The organism is Marinomonas sp. UCMA 3892, from assembly GCF_012726345.1.
Taxonomy (GTDB): domain Bacteria; phylum Pseudomonadota; class Gammaproteobacteria; order Pseudomonadales; family Marinomonadaceae; genus Marinomonas.
In genome coordinates this window covers 148930-166155 of record NZ_PTXN01000002.1, presented here as the reverse complement: position 1 = coordinate 166155, position 17226 = coordinate 148930, and the positions used below count along the sequence as shown (strand labels likewise).

Annotated in this window: 13 protein-coding genes; 5 read left to right on the top strand and 8 right to left on the bottom strand. The window is 42.4% G+C overall.

Annotated features, from left to right (window positions below; genetic code table 11):
• Positions 1 to 35: 35 nt before the first annotated feature.
• The 8 genes from B6N13_RS03675 to B6N13_RS03640 all read right to left on the bottom strand — a co-directional run bounded on the left by B6N13_RS03675 (position 36) and on the right by B6N13_RS03640 (position 9775).
• Positions 36 to 722 carry a response regulator gene (locus B6N13_RS03675; RefSeq protein ID WP_012070480.1) on the bottom strand — a complete coding sequence of 229 codons (687 nt, stop codon included), beginning with the start codon at positions 720 to 722 and terminating at the stop codon, positions 36 to 38.
• A complete protein-coding gene (locus B6N13_RS03670) occupies positions 719 to 2317 on the bottom strand; it encodes a sensor histidine kinase (protein WP_248280221.1) in 1599 nt (532 codons plus the stop codon). Before B6N13_RS03670 ends, B6N13_RS03675 begins: the two co-directional genes overlap by 4 nt.
• 139 nt (positions 2318 to 2456) lie before the next feature.
• On the bottom strand, positions 2457 to 3740 hold the full coding sequence (locus B6N13_RS03665) for a 2-hydroxycarboxylate transporter family protein (RefSeq protein ID WP_012070478.1): 1284 nt from the start codon (positions 3738 to 3740) through the stop codon (positions 2457 to 2459).
• Between the two features lie 267 nt (positions 3741 to 4007).
• Entirely contained in the window at positions 4008 to 5726 is a 1719-nt protein-coding gene (locus tag B6N13_RS03660) for a GGDEF domain-containing response regulator (RefSeq protein WP_012070477.1), read from the bottom strand.
• Positions 5727 to 5739: 13 nt separating this feature from the next.
• A complete protein-coding gene (locus B6N13_RS03655) occupies positions 5740 to 6165 on the bottom strand; it encodes a response regulator (protein WP_169458534.1) in 426 nt (141 codons plus the stop codon).
• Between the two features lie 14 nt (positions 6166 to 6179).
• The gene (locus tag B6N13_RS03650; protein WP_169458533.1) at positions 6180 to 7673 is read right to left on the bottom strand and encodes a PAS domain S-box protein; all 1494 of its coding nucleotides are present in this window, start codon (positions 7671 to 7673) and stop codon (positions 6180 to 6182) included.
• A gap of 197 nt (positions 7674 to 7870) precedes the next feature.
• A complete protein-coding gene (locus B6N13_RS03645) occupies positions 7871 to 8647 on the bottom strand; it encodes an FCD domain-containing protein (protein ID WP_012070474.1) in 777 nt (258 codons plus the stop codon).
• A gap of 135 nt (positions 8648 to 8782) precedes the next feature.
• The gene (locus tag B6N13_RS03640) at positions 8783 to 9775 is read right to left on the bottom strand and encodes a TRAP transporter substrate-binding protein (RefSeq protein WP_012070473.1); all 993 of its coding nucleotides are present in this window, start codon (positions 9773 to 9775) and stop codon (positions 8783 to 8785) included.
• A gap of 208 nt (positions 9776 to 9983) precedes the next feature.
• Here B6N13_RS03640 and B6N13_RS03635 point away from each other — a divergent pair, with 208 nt between their 5' ends.
• The 5 genes from B6N13_RS03635 to B6N13_RS03615 all read left to right on the top strand — a co-directional run bounded on the left by B6N13_RS03635 (position 9984) and on the right by B6N13_RS03615 (position 17225).
• Positions 9984 to 10454 (top strand): TRAP transporter small permease, encoded by a 471-nt coding sequence (locus B6N13_RS03635; RefSeq protein WP_012070472.1) that lies wholly within the window; start codon positions 9984 to 9986, stop codon positions 10452 to 10454.
• Positions 10455 to 10534: 80 nt separating this feature from the next.
• The gene (locus B6N13_RS03630) at positions 10535 to 11833 is read left to right on the top strand and encodes a TRAP transporter large permease (RefSeq protein WP_012070471.1); all 1299 of its coding nucleotides are present in this window, start codon (positions 10535 to 10537) and stop codon (positions 11831 to 11833) included.
• A gap of 45 nt (positions 11834 to 11878) precedes the next feature.
• Positions 11879 to 14278 carry a glycoside hydrolase family 31 protein gene (locus B6N13_RS03625; RefSeq protein WP_169458532.1) on the top strand — a complete coding sequence of 800 codons (2400 nt, stop codon included), beginning with the start codon at positions 11879 to 11881 and terminating at the stop codon, positions 14276 to 14278.
• A 14-nt stretch (positions 14279 to 14292) separates the two neighbouring features.
• Positions 14293 to 15699, top strand: a complete 1407-nt coding sequence (gene uxaC, locus B6N13_RS03620) for a glucuronate isomerase (protein WP_169458531.1) — start codon at positions 14293 to 14295, stop codon at positions 15697 to 15699.
• A gap of 32 nt (positions 15700 to 15731) precedes the next feature.
• Positions 15732 to 17225 (top strand): mannitol dehydrogenase family protein, encoded by a 1494-nt coding sequence (locus B6N13_RS03615; protein ID WP_169458530.1) that lies wholly within the window; start codon positions 15732 to 15734, stop codon positions 17223 to 17225.
• Position 17226: the final 1 nt, after the last annotated feature.

The following is a 17226-nucleotide window of genomic DNA, read 5'->3' as shown; positions in this document are numbered from 1 at the left end:
TGCCTAAAAAAATGAATTAGTTGAATCACCACTAATTAAACCATCTTAGTATAGCGTTGCTTTGGTCTGCCACCGGTTTTGTAATCTAGGGTCATGCTTACTTGGCCTTGGGCTTCTAAGTACTCAAGATAGCGTCTGGCGGTAATGCGGCTAAGATTGATTGCTTCACCAATGTCTTCTGCAGTGAATGGACTGTCATTGTTTATGGTTTCTAGATATTGGGTGAGTTTATCTAAGGTATTTTCATCAATACCTTTAGGTGTTTTTCGGCTACCATCGAGTGACGCGCTTTTTCTAAATAGGGCGTCTATATCTTGCTGATCAATTTTATCATTTTTGGTAAGGCGTTTTTTGAAGTCTAAATAATCGTCAAGGGCCTGTAACACGCGGGACATTCTAATGGGTTTTACCAGGTAATCCATCACGCCAAGCTGAATAGCTTTTTCGATAGTGGTCGTCTCTCTTTCCGCGGTAGTCATTATGAAAGCGGCTTTGATGCCTTTGCTTTTTAATGATTTTATTAGATCAATACCGCTCCCATCAGGTAGGGAAATATCGACCATAATGAGTTCGGGGTCAAAAGCCTCTGCTTTTAGCTCTGCTTCTAGCTGGCTTTCGCAAGCGGCGGCGACATAAAAGTCTGTATGTTGGTTGATGGTGTTTTCTAATACGTAGCTAGCACGTAGATCATCTTCCACAATCATGACCGGAATGCGATTCATCTTGTTAGCGCTCGTTTGTCTAAGTAAATACTAAACACAGTGGTATTAATCTCACTGCGTTCCCAATCAAGGCTGCCGTGATATTGATCGACAACTTTTTTGACTAAATAAAGCCCAATACCATGTTGTTCAGTGTTGTGTTTGCTGCTGACACCAAAGTCCAGTATTCGGCTTTCCAGTTTCTCATCTACACCAGCACCGCTGTCTTCGATTTGAATCATGATGTGGGCATTTCGGTCACTAATATACAGCTTAACAAATGGTGGTGTAAGTAATCTGTTGCTCCAAGCGGCCAGCAAGGCATTGTCTATTAGGTTTCCTACTAGTGTGACCAATGCTTCATTGGTTTTTGAGGGGTATCGACCAAGCTGGCAATCGCTTTCGATCAGCATATCGACTTTTAAGTCTTTGGCCTTATTGTACTTGGCGAAAATTAGTCCTGCCACAGCACTGTTTTCAATAGTTTTAATAATTTGTCTTAGTACGATTTGATCGCCGTCACTTTCTTCCTGAAGAAACTCGATGGCATCCTCATAACGTTCCGCTTGTAACATGCCGGATAATACATTTAAGTGGTTGGAATATTCGTGAGTTTTAGCGCGTAACAAGTCGGCATAGTTTTTTGTTGCTGTTAGTTCTTGTTCTAGTGATTTTTCCCCATGATCAGGAAAAAATACAATAACGTAACCTACCTCGCCCTTTTTTCCTTTAATAGGGTACAGGGTTGCAATGAATTCTAGCTTACCTAAATTAAATCGGTTTTGTGTTATTTGTCCTTTGGCTTCTAATGCAAAGTGAGAAAGGCTTTGTGATTGTTCGCTTAATGGTTTGCTAACAACTTGCGATGCGCTGAGCACATTCATGGTTAACCATTCAATTGCCATACTGTTAATTGCAGTAATGTTTTGCTCATGGTCAATAGCCACAATACCATCTCGAATGCTGTCTAAAATAAGTTCATGCTCTTTGAATTTTTGAACAATTTCTTCCGGTTCTAAGCTTAAAAAAGTCCGTTTAAGTTTTAGAATCAAAAAAACAGCAATAACAACACCAAGAAGATAAACAAAGCCGACTAGTAGTCCTGCTTCTTGCAAATGCTTGAAGATTAATTCGCTGGTGGGCTGGGATAAATAACCAATACTTATGGCCCCAATAATTTGACCATCTTTTCGGATGGTGACTGAATTTCGAATCGCTTGTCCTAGCGTACCAACGGCAACTTTTGTGTAATCTTTACCTTGGTTTAGAGCTTGGTGTATATCATCACCGACAAAGTGTTTACCCACTTTTTCTGGTTCTGGGTGGCTTAAGCGAATAGAGTCTTTATTAACAACAACAATATAAGAGGCATCGGTTTGAGCACGAAGAGTTTCTATGTAAGTTTGAATGTCGCTTGTTTTGCCTTGATTGCTTAATTCTACGGCTTGAATCACTTTTTCATTGTGTGCGATGACACGGCCTAATTCTATGCCTCGTTGGCTAATACTATCTAGATAGGTTTTTTGCAGGGAATAACCTAGCACCACACCAACTGCTAACACAATAATGGTAATAGTCGAAATTGTGATTAAGGCGAGATAAGACTTGAGTGTCATTTGCGCTTCATTACTGATGAAAAAATAAGGTTTGTGATTATACATTATACAGCGAAGGGGCTAAACAAAAGGGGAAAGCCATCATGGACTTTCCCCTTTTGTTTGAAGATTGATTGTAGGTAACCAGTCGTTTGCACTATTAAGCGATAGCTTGAACCACTAGAGTCGCAAGAATTAACATGAATGCACCGCCAATTCGAGAGGATATCTGTGCAAAAGGCATTAGTTCCATGCGCTTACTAGCAGCAAGAACAGCAACGTCACCTGTGCCACCCATGTTTGCCATGCAAAGACCACCAGTGATAGCTGCTTCGATAGGGTAGAAGCCCATCAACCAGCCAATCAAGCCAGCGCCAAACACCGCACCAAGCACTGTGATTAACACAAGCAAGAAATACATAGGAGATAAGGCGTCAAGAATTTGGTTTAGATCGGTATAAGCAACACCGATACCGACTAACAATGCAGGTGTTAGGTTACCAACAACAAATTTATACCAAGAGAACGCAGCTTGCTCTAATGCTTTTGGCATGATGCCAGACACTTTGATGATCGCGATAGATAGGATCATGAGAGCGTAGGTATGCATGCTGATGTAATTGGATAGTAGAGTGCCAAGGAAATACATGCTGACTGCAAGCAAAGCGCCAATGCCTAGAGTTGTGATATTTAGAGAAGATGCTTTTTCGCTTTCTTCCTCGATCGATTTTTGCCCCCGGATTAGCTGTCCATTGCCAGTTAGGCTTGGTGCTACTTGACCAAGTTTGTGTAGCAAGCCGGCCATAACAATGGCAATAGCGTTACCAATAGCCAGAGCTGGAACCATTTGAGACATTAATGATTCAGCACTCATGCCAGTCTTACCAGACATAATTTCAACTAACGGTACGGCGCCAGCTCCCATGCCGCCGCCCATAATTGGTAGGGCGATCAGCATAACGGAATCATAGAAGCTTTTGCTAACCAGCATGCCAACTAGACCTGTGAAGATACAAGCAAAGAAAGCCGATCCTAAAATAACAGGGATGTACTTCAGTGCCGCTTTCTTAAGGGTTTGAGTGTCCATACCAAATATAGAACCGGTGACTAGGCTGGCAACATAAAAAGATAAGAAGCCACCACTTTTCATGAATGTTGTGACATTGCTTTCTGCGCTAGAAGGGAATAAGCCGCTATGAAATAGGTATGCAGAACCAAAAATAACCACGATGGCGCCACCACCAAAAAATTGGTTAATAATTGGTGTTCTGTCCCCAATATAATTAAGGATAAAACCAACAATAACCATAATTCCTAAAGCACCTATCATTCCGCCGGGCATCATGCCCGCAAAGGTGGCTAATAAAATAGTGATGGCGGCAATAGCTAATATAACTTTACTGGTGCGTTGGTCTTGCGGCGACATGACATCATTAGTGATCATTATAAACTCTCTTTTTTTCTGCTTGTTTTGATTATTCGCAGCAGTCTACCAACCTTCGTTATAAGCGGAAGTTACTTTTCCTTTAATGAAACTAAAAACTGGTTTTGAAACTTTTGTAATGCTGATGTTGGTGTAATTTTGCACAATTAGCTGTTTGTTTTGTCATGATCGAGTTGATGATAAGTAATTAAAGCGCCGTTATTCGTGGAGGAAAAACGGCGTGAAATGACTCGAAAATGCGTATTAAGTGGGGATGTTCTAACTAGTCTAATGGATGTTGTGTTTTTGGTTATAGTATCGAATCCAAGCTGTCATGTTATCAGCGGTCATTGGTTTGGCAATAAAGTACCCTTGCCCGCATAGGCAGCCTATCTCAATAAGTGCTTGTTCATGTTCTAGTGATTCAACGCCTTCAGCAATTAGCTTGTAGTTGAAGGCTTTACTTAGCGCGACAATGCACGCGACGATAGCGCGATCTTCAGGATCAGATAAAATGTTTTGAATAAAACTTCTATCAATTTTTAAGGTGTTTAGTGGAAGCTGCTTCAAATAATTAAGAGATGAATATCCTGTACCAAAGTCGTCTAGCGCAACATGAATACCTAATTTACAACACGCTTTCACAACCTCAACAGCATTAAGAATATCGGAAATTGAAACGGTCTCTAGTATTTCAATTTCCAGTAAGTTTGGGTTGAAGTTAGGGATGCTTTTGAGTAATTGCTCTAGTCGGTGTACAAAATTTTTGCTCAGAAGATGAGCTGGTGCAATGTTGACGCTAATGACTAAATCATTTTTTTGCCAAATACTGTGCTGGCGTAGTGCTTCTTGTAGCACCCACTCACCAATTAAAACTCCTGTATTAGGATGCTCTAGTACTTCAGTGAAATCGCCAGGGTAAAGAAATCCCATTGTAGGATGGTTCCAGCGAATAAGTGCTTCTACACCAATTAGTTGATGTTCCTGCATGTCGACTTGAGGTTGATAGTAAAGCTCGAATTCATCGAGTTTAATACCTCGTTCTGCTGCTTGTAACATAGCACGTCGGGCGTATTGGCGGCGCTCCTCTTCAGGATCAAAAAATATGATGTTATTTCTTCCCATGTTTTTTGCTTGGTACATGGTTTGATCTGCCCTGCGCAAAATAGTGTCTGCTTCTAAACTGTCATTAGAAACCAGAGCGACTCCGATACTTGCTGATACTTGAACCTGACATTCAAATTCTGTCAATGCAATGGGAGTGTTGACTAGTTCAATAAGGCGATTTAGAAAGCCATCACACTCATCTCGACAAGAAACATCTCTTAATAATAAAACAAATTCATCACCGCCAATACGAGCAAGTGTATCGCTTTTACGGAGTATCTGTTTTAGTCGGTTGGCAATGGTGACGAGTACATAATCCCCCGTATCATGACCGTAATTATCGTTTACTGGTTTGAAGTTATCTAAATCAAGAAATGCGACAGCCGCGGCTTCTTTATTTATTATAATTTGCTGTAAATTTTCAAGTAGTAAAGGTCGACTTGCTAGGCCTGTTAAGTTGTCATAATGGGCCATGTCATGGAGTTTTTTTTCTAACTCAGCCCGATGGATAGAGCTAATAATGGCTCGTATGAGTTGAGGGCTTTGTAATTGGCTTTTTAGTAGGTAATCACTGGCGCCGAGCCGCATTGCTTCAGCGGCTACTTCTTCATCTCCTAAACCTGTGACCATGATTACAGCACAGTGCCGGTCCATCGTTGTGCGTATGCTATTTAGTAGAGTGAGCCCAGAGTTTAGCCCCAAACGATAATCAACGATGACGCAGTCGTAATCGTCGTTACTGAGGAAATCCATAGAGTCTTCAATGGTAGAGGCTTCTGAAATGCTGGTTTCTATATCGGATTTAGAAAGCATTCTACGCAAACGTTCGCGATCAACATCATCATCGTCGACAATTAATAGTTTTAGGGCATGACCTTCATTGGTATCTAATACTTCCATGATATCTCCAGACTTAGTGATTTGGCTCAACAGCATTTCGATAGGCGTCCATTAAAGCAGCCAGTTTGGCAAATTGAGGTCCAACTGCAGATTTGACCATGTAGCCAGCTACGTTATTATCGTACGCTCGTGAACGATCATTATCATCATTCGATGTAGTAAGTATAAAAATCACCGTGTCTTGCAGGCTTGAGCTGTCACGAACATACTCTAGAAACTCAAAGCCATTCATAACTGGCATATTCAAATCTAATAAAACCACATACGGGGTGGTTAACGCTCTACTTGGGTGTTTGTTTTCAAGTATTTCAATGGCAACTTTGCCGTGTTCTGCATAGACAATATTTATCTCTGGCGCTACCTTTTTTAGGCTGCGCGTTATTGACTCTGCGGCTACATCATCATCTTCAACAACGAGTACACTTAACTCTTTAATCATGAGTATCTTTCCTCTTAGTGATGTGTGTCTTTCCTTAAAAATCTAGGCCACCAAACATGAAATGTCACCCCTCGTTGATGTTGATTTGCTTCCACACTGATGCGTCCACCATGGGTTTCCACCAGTCGACGACTGACCGATAAGCCAATTCCAGTGCCACTGCGTTCACTGGATGTGACCGTTTGGAATAATCGGAAAATACGAGAAAATGCGGCTTCTGGAATGCCAGGACCATCATCACAGATAGTAAAATGACAAAGGTTGTTTTCGGCAACACAGCCTATGGTAATAGATCCTTTTTCTTGATCATGATGTTTAATGGCATTACTAATCAAATTGCGCATAACCGTTTCAAGCGGCGTGAGCACAGATGTGAAGTTATCGATTTGGATATCACGAGTTATTGTGATTCCTTCTGGCACCTCTAGTAATTCGAAAACAGAATCAAACAGTGAATGTACATTAATATTTTGTGTGTTGGATTCAACTTTTCCAGCCCTCGCGTAAGTTAATAAATTGTCTATTAACTGTTCCATACGTTGGATTCGAACACTGATGCGCTCAAGGTTGCGTGTTACATCGGGTAAGGGCGTTTCTCCGAGATCTTCTTTAACCCATTCTAGTAAATCAGCAATGCCTCTTAATGGGGAGCGTAAGTCATGGGACGCAACATAAGTAAACTCTTCTAAATTGGTATTGGTTTCACGCAGTTCCTGTTCTAAGCGTTTGCGCTTGGTAATATCTAATAATGAAACCAGTACCATTTCATTGCCTTCTTCATCTTCAAATGGGCTGAGCCCGATTTCAACAGGGAACTCGCGGCCGTCTTTGTGTAGTGCGGTAAGGTCTCGACCAACTCCCATCATTCTTGGTGTTGGATTTTGATGGAAAGTGTCGCGTAAATGATTATGGTGCTTGCGATAGCGTTGCGGTAAAAGCATGTCCATCGATTGATTGATTAGCTCATCAGAGTCATAACCAAAAGATTGGCATAGAGCGATATTTGTTAATCGAATAATCCCTTCAGCATCAATGAGTAATACGCCATGAGGTGCATCCTGTATTGACCGTTGGAACATATTGCTTGCACGTTGCCTTGTTGTAAGGTCAATTAATGTTGCCAAGACAAAAGTCTGACCTTCTTGTTCTATTGGGTTCAAGCCAATTTCAATAGGGATATGGTCGCCATTTTTTTTCCGTGCATGAAGGGCTTGTCCGACGCCCATTTGACGTTTACGAGGCTGGCTAAAGAACTGCATCATGAGCTTTTTGTGGTTAGCCTGAAATTGGTTGGGGAGAAGAAAATCGATGTCTGCACCAATCAACTCTTTTTTTGTATAGCCAAGTATGTCTGAAAGGGAATCATTGACGAATAGGATTACCGCTTCGGTATTGACGACCATAGCACCCATTGGTAAACAAGTGACTAATTGCTGAAAAAAGCTATTATCAACCAACTGATTGTTCTTTATTGGTTTCTTATAATCTGAGGCGTTAGTATGATCCATCATGCATTCCAATTTAAGAAAAGACTCTTATTATAGATAGTCTAGGAATATAAAAACGGCAATTAACCGATTGATGAGATTTGTTAAAAATAGTATCTATGACAATGTCATGGAGTGAAATGCTTTATTGAAATGAGGCTGCATCCCTTATTGCCACTTAATGTCATGTAATAAGGGATAATTGAAATTGTTGAATGTTAGCTGCAGGGGAGCTGTACAGGGTTAGTGCTAAATAGATAACCGTCAAAATTAGGATCTTGATGTTCAGATAATAACATAAGAGTATCTTTAACGTTTTCTAGGTGTCGCCACATGGCCATTCGTGCTATATCCGGTTTCTTTTGTTGGATCGCAAGAAGAATATTTTCATGGTCAACTAGCCATTTTTTTCGATAGGCTTGATCTGTAATGTGTGAATGTAGCTGTTTCCACATTGGGCTGTTTTCACGTCTTTCCCATAAGTTTTCAACGAGATCGACCAATACACTGTTTTGCGTTGCTTCGGCAATAGCCAAATGAAACAGTTTGTCGGCAGCATGATTTTGATCGGCCGTATCAATGTTTTGTTTTTCGAGCTCCAAAGCATCACGCATTTTGATGATGTCTTTTTTTGTTGCTTGAGTGGCTGCAAATTCCGCTACATGACTTTCCAGCAATTGCCTTGCTTGCATCATTTCAAAGGGGCCAACATCATCTTTATCTAGGGACTCTTCAAATTTGTCAGATGATTTAATGCTGGTAGGTTGCTTTAGAAGATAAATACCACTGCCTTTGCGGACTTCGACAATTTCCATTAGTTCAAGCATGATTAATGCTTCACGAAGTAAGGTTCTGCTCACGCCTAATTGCTCAGCAATATCACGTTCCGGAGGTAAACGATCTCCTACCTTATATTGGCCTTGCCTAAGTTCCTCGTATAACTTAAGTCCCACCTCTTGGTATAGGCGCTTTGGTTTTACAAGAGTATTTATCATAGCTTTCTACTTTATTTAGCCAATTCAATGAAAATATTAGAGACAGATGTGTTTAAAAAAGAAACGTTCAAATAATGAGCGACTCTTATTTGCTGCTATAACAATAGCACCAAGATAAGAGTCGCTTGATTTAACTTATTTGTCGAGTGCTTTTATTGCCTTAACATAAGGAGCGATAACAGGATTTTGCTCTGCTTCTTGAAACATTGGCGCTACGGCTTTGATGAAAGGGTCTTTATCAACATCAATAACTTCTACACCCATTTTAGTCGCTTTTTTAAGTTCTTCTTCAGTGTACTCACCCCAGATTTTTTTCATATACGCTGTGGCATCTTTACCTGCTTCTAGAACGGCTGCTTTGTTTTTATCTGATAGGCCATCCCAAGTTTTGGTACTAATAACCAAGACATCAGGAATCATCGCATGACCATCGCGAGTGTAGTATTTAGCTACTTCACCATGGCGGTAAGTTGTTACGGCACCAATATTGTTTTCGGCACCATCGACAACGCGCTGTTGAAGAGCAGTATACAATTCACCAAATGGAAGTGGGGTAGGGGATGCGCCCATTAGTTCCATCATTTTAATTGCACTTGGGCTTGGTTGAACACGAATTTTCATGCCTTTTAAATCGGCTGGAGAGTGTATTGGTTTTGAGGCGTAGAAGTTTCGTGAGCCTGCATCAAAATAAGCGACACCAACAAAGCCATATTTTGCAGAAGAACTTAAAATTTTCTGGCCAACATCTTTGCTTTCTAGTGCGCGGTAGAAGTGTTCGCGATCTCTAAAGATATAAGGAATGTTGAAAGCGCCATAAGCAGGGTCGAAGGACTCAAGTTCACTGGCATTTGACTTAGCCATATCTAGCGCGCCGCTTTGCAACAACTCTAAAGACTCGCGTTGGGTGCCCAATTGTCCATTTGGGTAAACTCGTACTTTAAGTTCCCCATCTGTCTTATCTTTTACTTCATCAGCAAAAAACTTTAGTGCTTTGTGAACTGGAGACTTAGTGTCGCCATTATGACTCAGTTTTAGTGTGTCAGCGAAACTCATTGATGAAGCGCCCATCAAGCTACCTAATAGTAGTGCTGAGGCAACATGCAGCTTGGTTTTTTTGATATTTAACATTCTGTAAATCTCCGTTTTGGTATTTTTATATTATTTTTAACATTGTCGGATAAACAAGGTGCGTTGTTATGAATTTGCATAATTGCATGCATATTAAATTTGGTCAACCAATCTAGTTAAGTTAGTTGACCAAAATCTATGTTTGGTTCAATATGTCGTCGATTGGTGAAAGCTATTGTGGGCTTTTTATCCCTTCTGGAGGTGGAAAATGGCGAAATTTATTCATGTGGTAGACCGCGTCTTATCAACGGTTTGTATCGTTTTGATGGTGTCTCTCGTTGTTTGTGTGGTCTGGCAAGTGTTCTCTCGTTATGTATTGGGTGCACCTAGCACGTCGACGGATGAATTGGCTCGATTTCTTTTTATTTGGGTTGGTTTACTCGGTGCTGCATTTACTTTAGGGAAGAAAAAACATTTGGCGATGGATTTCTTATCGCAAACATTAGAAGGGCGAAAACAAGTCTTTCTGCAAATACTAATTACCTCAATCGGTTTGTTTTTTGCTGTTGTGATTATGCTGTTTGGCGGCGGTTCATTAGTGATGAAAACACTCAGTAATGGGCAGGTTTCTCCGGTTTTGGGGCTTGAAATGGGCTGGGTATATTCAGCTATCCCGATAAGCGGTGCTTGCATGATTCTTTATTTATTACGAGATCTTTTTGCTCCAACTCAAGATTAAATATCTCTACATGCTAGACAGTAACGCCTACTCGTTACCTTGTTTAGTGGTTTAAAATTCTAATAATAAGGATAAAAAACGTGGAATGGTTAGTTGCGCTCGTTTTATTCGGTAGTTTTTTCACTATGTTGGTACTTGGTGTACCGATTTCCTTTTCCATTGCGATCTCCTCGTTGTTATCCATCATGGTATCGTTGCCTTTTGATGCTTCACTGTCGGTTGTTTCGCAAAAACTTGCCTCAGGAATGGATAGTTTTACTTTATTAGCCATTCCTTTTTTTATTTTGGCAGGAAACATCATGAATCGGGGGGGATTGGCACTTCGGCTTATAGAGTTTTCTAAGCTGCTTGCTGGGCGCTTGCCAGGTTCTCTTGGGCATGTAAACGTGATTGCCAACATGCTGTTTGGTTCTATTTCTGGCTCGGCTGTAGCTGCAGCAGCAGCGGTGGGTGGCACTATGGCTCCATTGCAGAAAAAGAGTGGCTACGACCCAGTATTTTCAACCGCCGTCAATATTACCTCTAGCCCGGCTGGTTTGTTGATTCCGCCAAGTAATGCTTTGATTGTGTATTCCCTCATTTCTGGTGGTACTTCTATCAGCGCCTTGTTTTTAGGCGGTTACTTGCCAGGTCTGTTAATGGGCGCTTGTGTTATGTTGGCGGTTGCCATCGTAGCGAAGAAGAAAAACTACCCAGTTTCAGAAAAAGTGTCTTTAAGCCAAGCAGGCGTGATTACACTGAGAGCATTGCCGAGCTTAGGTCTTATTGTTGTCATAATGGGTGGTATTATCGGTGGTGTATTTACTGCCACGGAAGCCTCTGCAGTTGCCGTTGTATATTCCTTTTTGTTAGCGCTTATTTATCGCGAAGTTAGCCTAAAGGACATGCCAAATATCATACTTGGTTCTGTGATGACGGCGTCGATGATCATGCTATTAATTGGCGCTTCCATGTCAATGGCATGGGCGATGGCCAATGCTGATATTCCTTATGCGGTAAGTGATGCTTTACTCGCCTTGTCTGATAACCCAATTATCATTTTGTTAATTATCAATTTAATTCTGCTTATCGTCGGTATCTTCATGGATATGACGCCAGCATTATTAATCTTTACCCCTATCTTTTTACCGATTGCTTTGGAATTGGGGATAGATCCGGTTCATTTCGGCATCATTCTAACCTTCAACTTATGTATCGGTATTTGTACTCCTCCTGTGGGTAGTGCTTTGTTTGTTGGTTGCTCGGTAAGTGGTGTGAAAATCGACCAAGTTATTAAGCCGTTATTACCAATATTTGGATTGTTGTTATTGGCGCTGTTGGCTGTGACTTTCATTCCAGAAATCACCTTGTTTTTACCGTCTCTTTTGCTTGGTTACTAGTACTAGAAGCTTGCAGATTTTAATGATATTTGGAGATAGATATTTATGAAGCCGATCAAAAATTGGAAGCTTCTTGGCGTTGAAAATAACCGTGTAGACATTGAATGTGATGATCGTCACGTTTTGCACTTTTTTGTATTAGAGTCCAACGTGATTCGCGTTTTGTTGAAAAAGAACAAAACCTTGCAACTTGAAAACAGTTGGTGCATTTCCCCTAATGACAGCCTAAATGGCAGTGAAATGAACTGGCAAGGCCGCGACCGCATGAGCACAGAAGGGTTCTCCTGCCCTGACTTTAAACTGTCAGAGCAAGATGATCAGTTGAGCATTGCTACGTCTTCTCTTCGAGTCACTTTGTCAAAACCGTTGAAATTGACGTGGGAATACGCTGATGCTGCCGGTGAATGGCATTATCTTGCTGCGGACCGCCACAGTGGTGCGTATATGCTGGGTGTGCAGTCTAATGATATTCATCATTACATGGCTCGAGATTTGTCAGAGAAGTATTACGGGTTAGGTGAGAAAACTGGAGACTTAAATCGCCACGGTTCGCGCTATCAAATGCGTAATATCGATGCGATGGGGTACGATGCCAAAAACACCGATCCATTGTACAAACACATTCCTTTTTATATTACGAAAACCGAGCAAGCGAGTTTCGGTATTTTCTACGATAACTTGTCAACCAGTTGGTTTGATTTGGGTAACGAGCTAGACAATTATCATGGTTACTACCGTAGCTATCATGCTGATGAGGGGGATCTAGATTTCTACTTCATGTATGGCGAAAAAGTTCTAGATGTTACGAAAACCTATGTGAATTTGACGGGGCGAACCATTTTTGGTCCAAAATGGAGCCTTGGTTATAGTGGCTCCACCATGCTTTATACGGATGCTGAAAACGCTCAAGAGCAACTAGGTGATTTTATTAAGCATTGTGACAATCACAGCATGCCTTGCGACTCTTTCCAGCTTTCTTCTGGTTATACCTCGATTGGCAATAAGCGTTATGTGTTTAATTGGAACACCAGTAAGGTACCAAACCCGCTTAAATTGAGTGAGGACTTTCATCAAGCCGGTCTTAAACTGGCAGCCAATATCAAGCCGTGTTTGCTGCAAGACCACCCGCGTTTTGATGAAGTGGCCTCACAAAATCTATTCATTCAAGACTCAGAGTTTGATGCGCCTGAATCTTCTCAGTTTTGGGATGATTCTGGCTCACATCTAGATTTTACCAACCCGAATACCATCCAGTGGTGGAAACAAAATGTCACTGAGCAATTGCTTGAAAAGGGCATCGATTCCACTTGGAATGACAATAACGAATACGAAGTTTGGGATGGTAACGCTCGTTGTGTTGGCTTTGGTAAATCGACGCCAATTAAGCTGATTCGTCCATTGCAACCGTTGTTAATGATGCGCGCTTCTTATGAAGCCCAAACCGAATTTGCACCTAACTTGCGACCTTATTTGATCTCGCGTTCTGGTTGTCCTGGCATGCAACGCTATGTGCAAACTTGGAGTGGTGATAACCGTACCAACTGGCAAACCCTGCGTTACAACACTCGTATGGGCGTGGGAATGAGCCTTTCTGGTTTGTACAACCTTGGTCACGATGTCGGTGGTTTCTCTGGTGATCGTCCAGACCCAGAACTCTTTGTTCGCTGGGTACAAAATGGCGTCATGCACCCACGTTTTACTATCCATTCTTGGAATGATGACAAAACGGTTAACGAACCTTGGATGTACCCAGAAGCAACGCCAATCATTCGTGAAGCCATGACATTGCGTTACCGTCTGATGCCGTATTTGTACGATCTACTTTGGCAGGCGCACAAAGATCATGAACCTATGTTGCGTCCGACTTTCTTGGACCATGAAGCTGATGCTCGTACCTATGAAGAAAGCGACGACTTCTTATTGGGTAAAGACTTATTGGTAGCGTCTGTCGTAGAGCAAGGTCAACGAACTCGCCCCGTGTATTTGCCTGACAATGGCGAAGGCTGGTACGACTTCCACCGTAAGACTTGGTATGCCGGTGGACAAGACATTTCCTTGCCAGCCGCGCTAGAAGAGATTCCTTTGCTTGCTCGTGCAGGCAGTGTGATTCCTACTAGCAGCCGTATTGCCCATGTTGATGCTGAAAAAGACACCCAACGGCAGTTCCTTGTTTTCCCATTTAAAGGGGCAGGTCAGCGTGACTTATCCGTGTTTGATGATGATGGGCTTTCAACTGGCTATTTAGATGGCAAGTATCTGTTGCTGAACATAACGTTGAAATCTGATCTTGAACGAATTGATCTCAATATTTCACGAGAAGGTGAATGGCAGCCAGCTTACAAAGAAGTGAGTTTTGTTCTGCCAGACAATGAGCAACGTCCTTTCTATGTGAACGGCAAGCGTGTTGAGCGTTCTCAACTTATCGCACTAAGTAGCCTTAAATAAGCTGAGGGAATGATATGAAAAACTTTATGACAGAAGATTTTTTGCTGACCACAGAAACCGCGAAGCGCTTATATCATGAGTATGCAGCCGATCAGCCAATCTATGATTACCATTGCCATTTAAGCCCGCAAGAAATCGCAGAAAATCGCCGTTTCACCGACCTTGGTGAAATCTGGTTAGAGGGCGATCACTATAAATGGCGTGCCATGCGTACTGCAGGTATTGAAGAACGCCTAGTGACTGGGAATGCAAGCTTTAAAGAAAAATACCAAGCTTGGGCGAAAACCGTGCCTCAGTGTATTGGCAACCCACTTTACCATTGGACGCATTTAGAACTGCGCCGTCCTTTTGGCATTACGGATGTATTGTTTTCTCCTAAAACGGCGGATGCTATTTGGGATCAATGCAATGAAATGTTGCAGCAACCCGAGTTTTCAGCACGTGGCATCATGCAGCAAATGAAGGTGAAAATGGTCGGAACCACAGACGATCCAGCGGATAGTCTAGAACATCATAAATTTATCGCTAATGACAATAGTTTCGATATTGCTGTCACGCCAAGTTGGCGCCCGGATCGTGCCTTTAAAGTCGACCATGTTGGCTTCAAAGATTACTTAAATAAACTCGGTAAAGCGGCTGACATCAATATCACTCGTTTTAGTGATTTGATCGCAGCTTTGGCTCAGCGCCTTGAAGTGTTCGATGCTCATGGTTGCCGCAGTGCCGACCACGGCATTGAAATCATGCGTTTTGCTAGTGAGCCAAGTGAAACTGATTTAGATGCCATTCTAACGAAGCGAATAAGTGAACAAGCTTTAACCGAACTTGAGATCGCACAGTTTTCCAGTGCAGTTCAAGTTTGGCTGGGTAAGCAATACGCCAAGAAAGGTTGGGTGATGCAACTGCACATTGGTGCGCGCCGTAATAACTCCTCCAGAATGTTTAAACTGATTGGTGGTGATTCTGGTTTTGATTCCATGGACGATCGTGCTTTTGCGGAACCTTTGTCTGGTTTCTTGAATACCTTAGATCAAAGTGACGAGTTACCGAAAACCATCCTTTACTGCCTAAACCCAATGCATAACGAAATGTTGGCAACTATGGCGGGTAACTTCCAAGGTGGCGGCGTGGCAGGCAAGGTGCAATTCGGTTCTGGCTGGTGGTTTAACGATCAGTTAGACGGCATGCAACGTCAACTAACCAGCGTGGCGCAAATGGGCTTGTTAAGCCAATTTGTCGGCATGTTAACGGACTCCCGTAGCTTCCTATCTTACACCCGTCATGAGTATTTCCGCCGCTTGTTGTGCGAAATGATTGGTGGCTGGGTTGAGCGTGGTGAAGCCCCAGCAGACATGGCGTTATTAGGCGAGATGGTAAAAGGGATTTGTGCTGGAAACGCCAAGAAGTACTTTGGTTTTTAAGGTACTGGTCTCTAAAACTATAAGGAATCATCATGATTAGCATAAAAACAACAAATACCTTATACGCACCAGAAAAGGTGGATGTTGGCATTGTTCATATTGGCTTGGGCGCTTTTCATCGTGCGCATCAAGCCGTTTATATCGAAAAAAATCTGAATCGCAACCAAGGCGGAGAGTGGGGGATTTGTGCCGTGAATATTCGCTCGAATAGCCAACTGGTTGACGAGCTTAAAGCCAATGGCTGTCGCTATCATATTGCGGAATACCAAGACAGCCAAAATGTGGAATTGCGTGAAATCAACGCGATTCGCGATGCCTTATTTGCTGGGGCAGACAAAGAGCCTTTATTTGAAAAGCTTGTGTCACCAAAGACCAAAATTGTCACTTTAACCGTGACCGAAAAAGGCTACTACCTAGCACCGGCTGATAAGACATTGCGCCAAGATGATCCAAGTATTCAGCACGATATTGAAAATCCTACAGCGCCTAAAACCGCGCCGGGGATTCTTGTTGAAGCCTTGTACCGCAGAAAAGACTTGGGTCTACCGCCGTTTACCATCTTGTCTTGTGACAACATGCCGAATAACGGCAGTTTAACGCGTCGAGCGGTATGTGAGTTGGCAGCGCATCGTTCAGCAGAGTTTGCTCAATGGATTGAAGACACCGTGGCATTTCCAAGTTCCATGGTGGACAGAATTGTGCCTGCCATGTCGGATGATTCCCGCGAGCGATTGCAAAAGGAGCTTAATTGTCACGATCAAAATGCTGTGATGTGTGAAGCCTTTAGCCAATGGGTTGTAGAAGATAACTTCCCGCAAGGTCGACCAGATTGGGAGCGCGACGGCGTGCAAATGGTAAAAGACGTTCACCCGTTTGAAACCATGAAACTGCGCTTGTTAAACGGCAGCCACTCATTGCTCGCTTATGTTGGGTTGGCAGCCAAATACAAAACCGTGGCGCAAGCAGTGGCGGATGAAAAGTTCGCCGCCTTGATTCGTCACTATATGAGCGTTGAAGCAGCTCCAACGCTGGATTTACCAGAAGAAGTAAAGGTTCATGAATACATTGAGAGCTTAATCAGTCGTTTTGCCAATGACAGTTTGCAGCATCAATTGTCGCAAATTGCGATGGATGGCTCTCAGAAAATTCCTCAGCGCTGGTTAAATGGTGCGCAAGAGCGTTTGGCGAACGATGCAAAACAGGGCGACCTAAATGCGACAGCATTAGGTGTGGCAGCATGGCTATTTTATGTGCGCGGTGAAGATCTTGAAGGCAATCAACATAAGGTTGATGACCCAATGGCACAGGCGTTAAGAGAGCTTCATGGTCGTTGTTCTGATCCTGAAAGCTTGGTTCGTGAAGCCTTCAAACTGAACGATATTTTTTCTACAAAACTCAGTCAAAGCGAGATGTTTTCTAGTGCTGTGCTGAGTGCATATCAATTACTTATTTCAAGCGGTGTTACTGAATGTCTGTCATTCAACAACAGACTATTAAATAACAACACAGCGAATTTCGGAGGATAAA

Coding starts and splice junctions, on each gene's coding strand:
- B6N13_RS03615 (WP_169458530.1), top strand. CDS start 15,732: ATGATTAGCATAAAAACAACAAATACCTTATACGCACCAGAAAAGGTG.
- B6N13_RS03660 (WP_012070477.1), bottom strand. CDS start 5,726: ATGGAAGTATTAGATACCAATGAAGGTCATGCCCTAAAACTATTAATT.
- B6N13_RS03650 (WP_169458533.1), bottom strand. CDS start 7,673: ATGGATCATACTAACGCCTCAGATTATAAGAAACCAATAAAGAACAAT.
- B6N13_RS03675 (WP_012070480.1), bottom strand. CDS start 722: ATGAATCGCATTCCGGTCATGATTGTGGAAGATGATCTACGTGCTAGC.
- B6N13_RS03670 (WP_248280221.1), bottom strand. CDS start 2,317: ATGACACTCAAGTCTTATCTCGCCTTAATCACAATTTCGACTATTACC.
- B6N13_RS03655 (WP_169458534.1), bottom strand. CDS start 6,165: ATGATTAAAGAGTTAAGTGTACTCGTTGTTGAAGATGATGATGTAGCC.
- uxaC (WP_169458531.1), top strand. CDS start 14,293: ATGAAAAACTTTATGACAGAAGATTTTTTGCTGACCACAGAAACCGCG.
- B6N13_RS03640 (WP_012070473.1), bottom strand. CDS start 9,775: ATGTTAAATATCAAAAAAACCAAGCTGCATGTTGCCTCAGCACTACTA.
- B6N13_RS03625 (WP_169458532.1), top strand. CDS start 11,879: ATGAAGCCGATCAAAAATTGGAAGCTTCTTGGCGTTGAAAATAACCGT.
- B6N13_RS03665 (WP_012070478.1), bottom strand. CDS start 3,740: ATGATCACTAATGATGTCATGTCGCCGCAAGACCAACGCACCAGTAAA.
- B6N13_RS03645 (WP_012070474.1), bottom strand. CDS start 8,647: ATGATAAATACTCTTGTAAAACCAAAGCGCCTATACCAAGAGGTGGGA.
- B6N13_RS03635 (WP_012070472.1), top strand. CDS start 9,984: ATGGCGAAATTTATTCATGTGGTAGACCGCGTCTTATCAACGGTTTGT.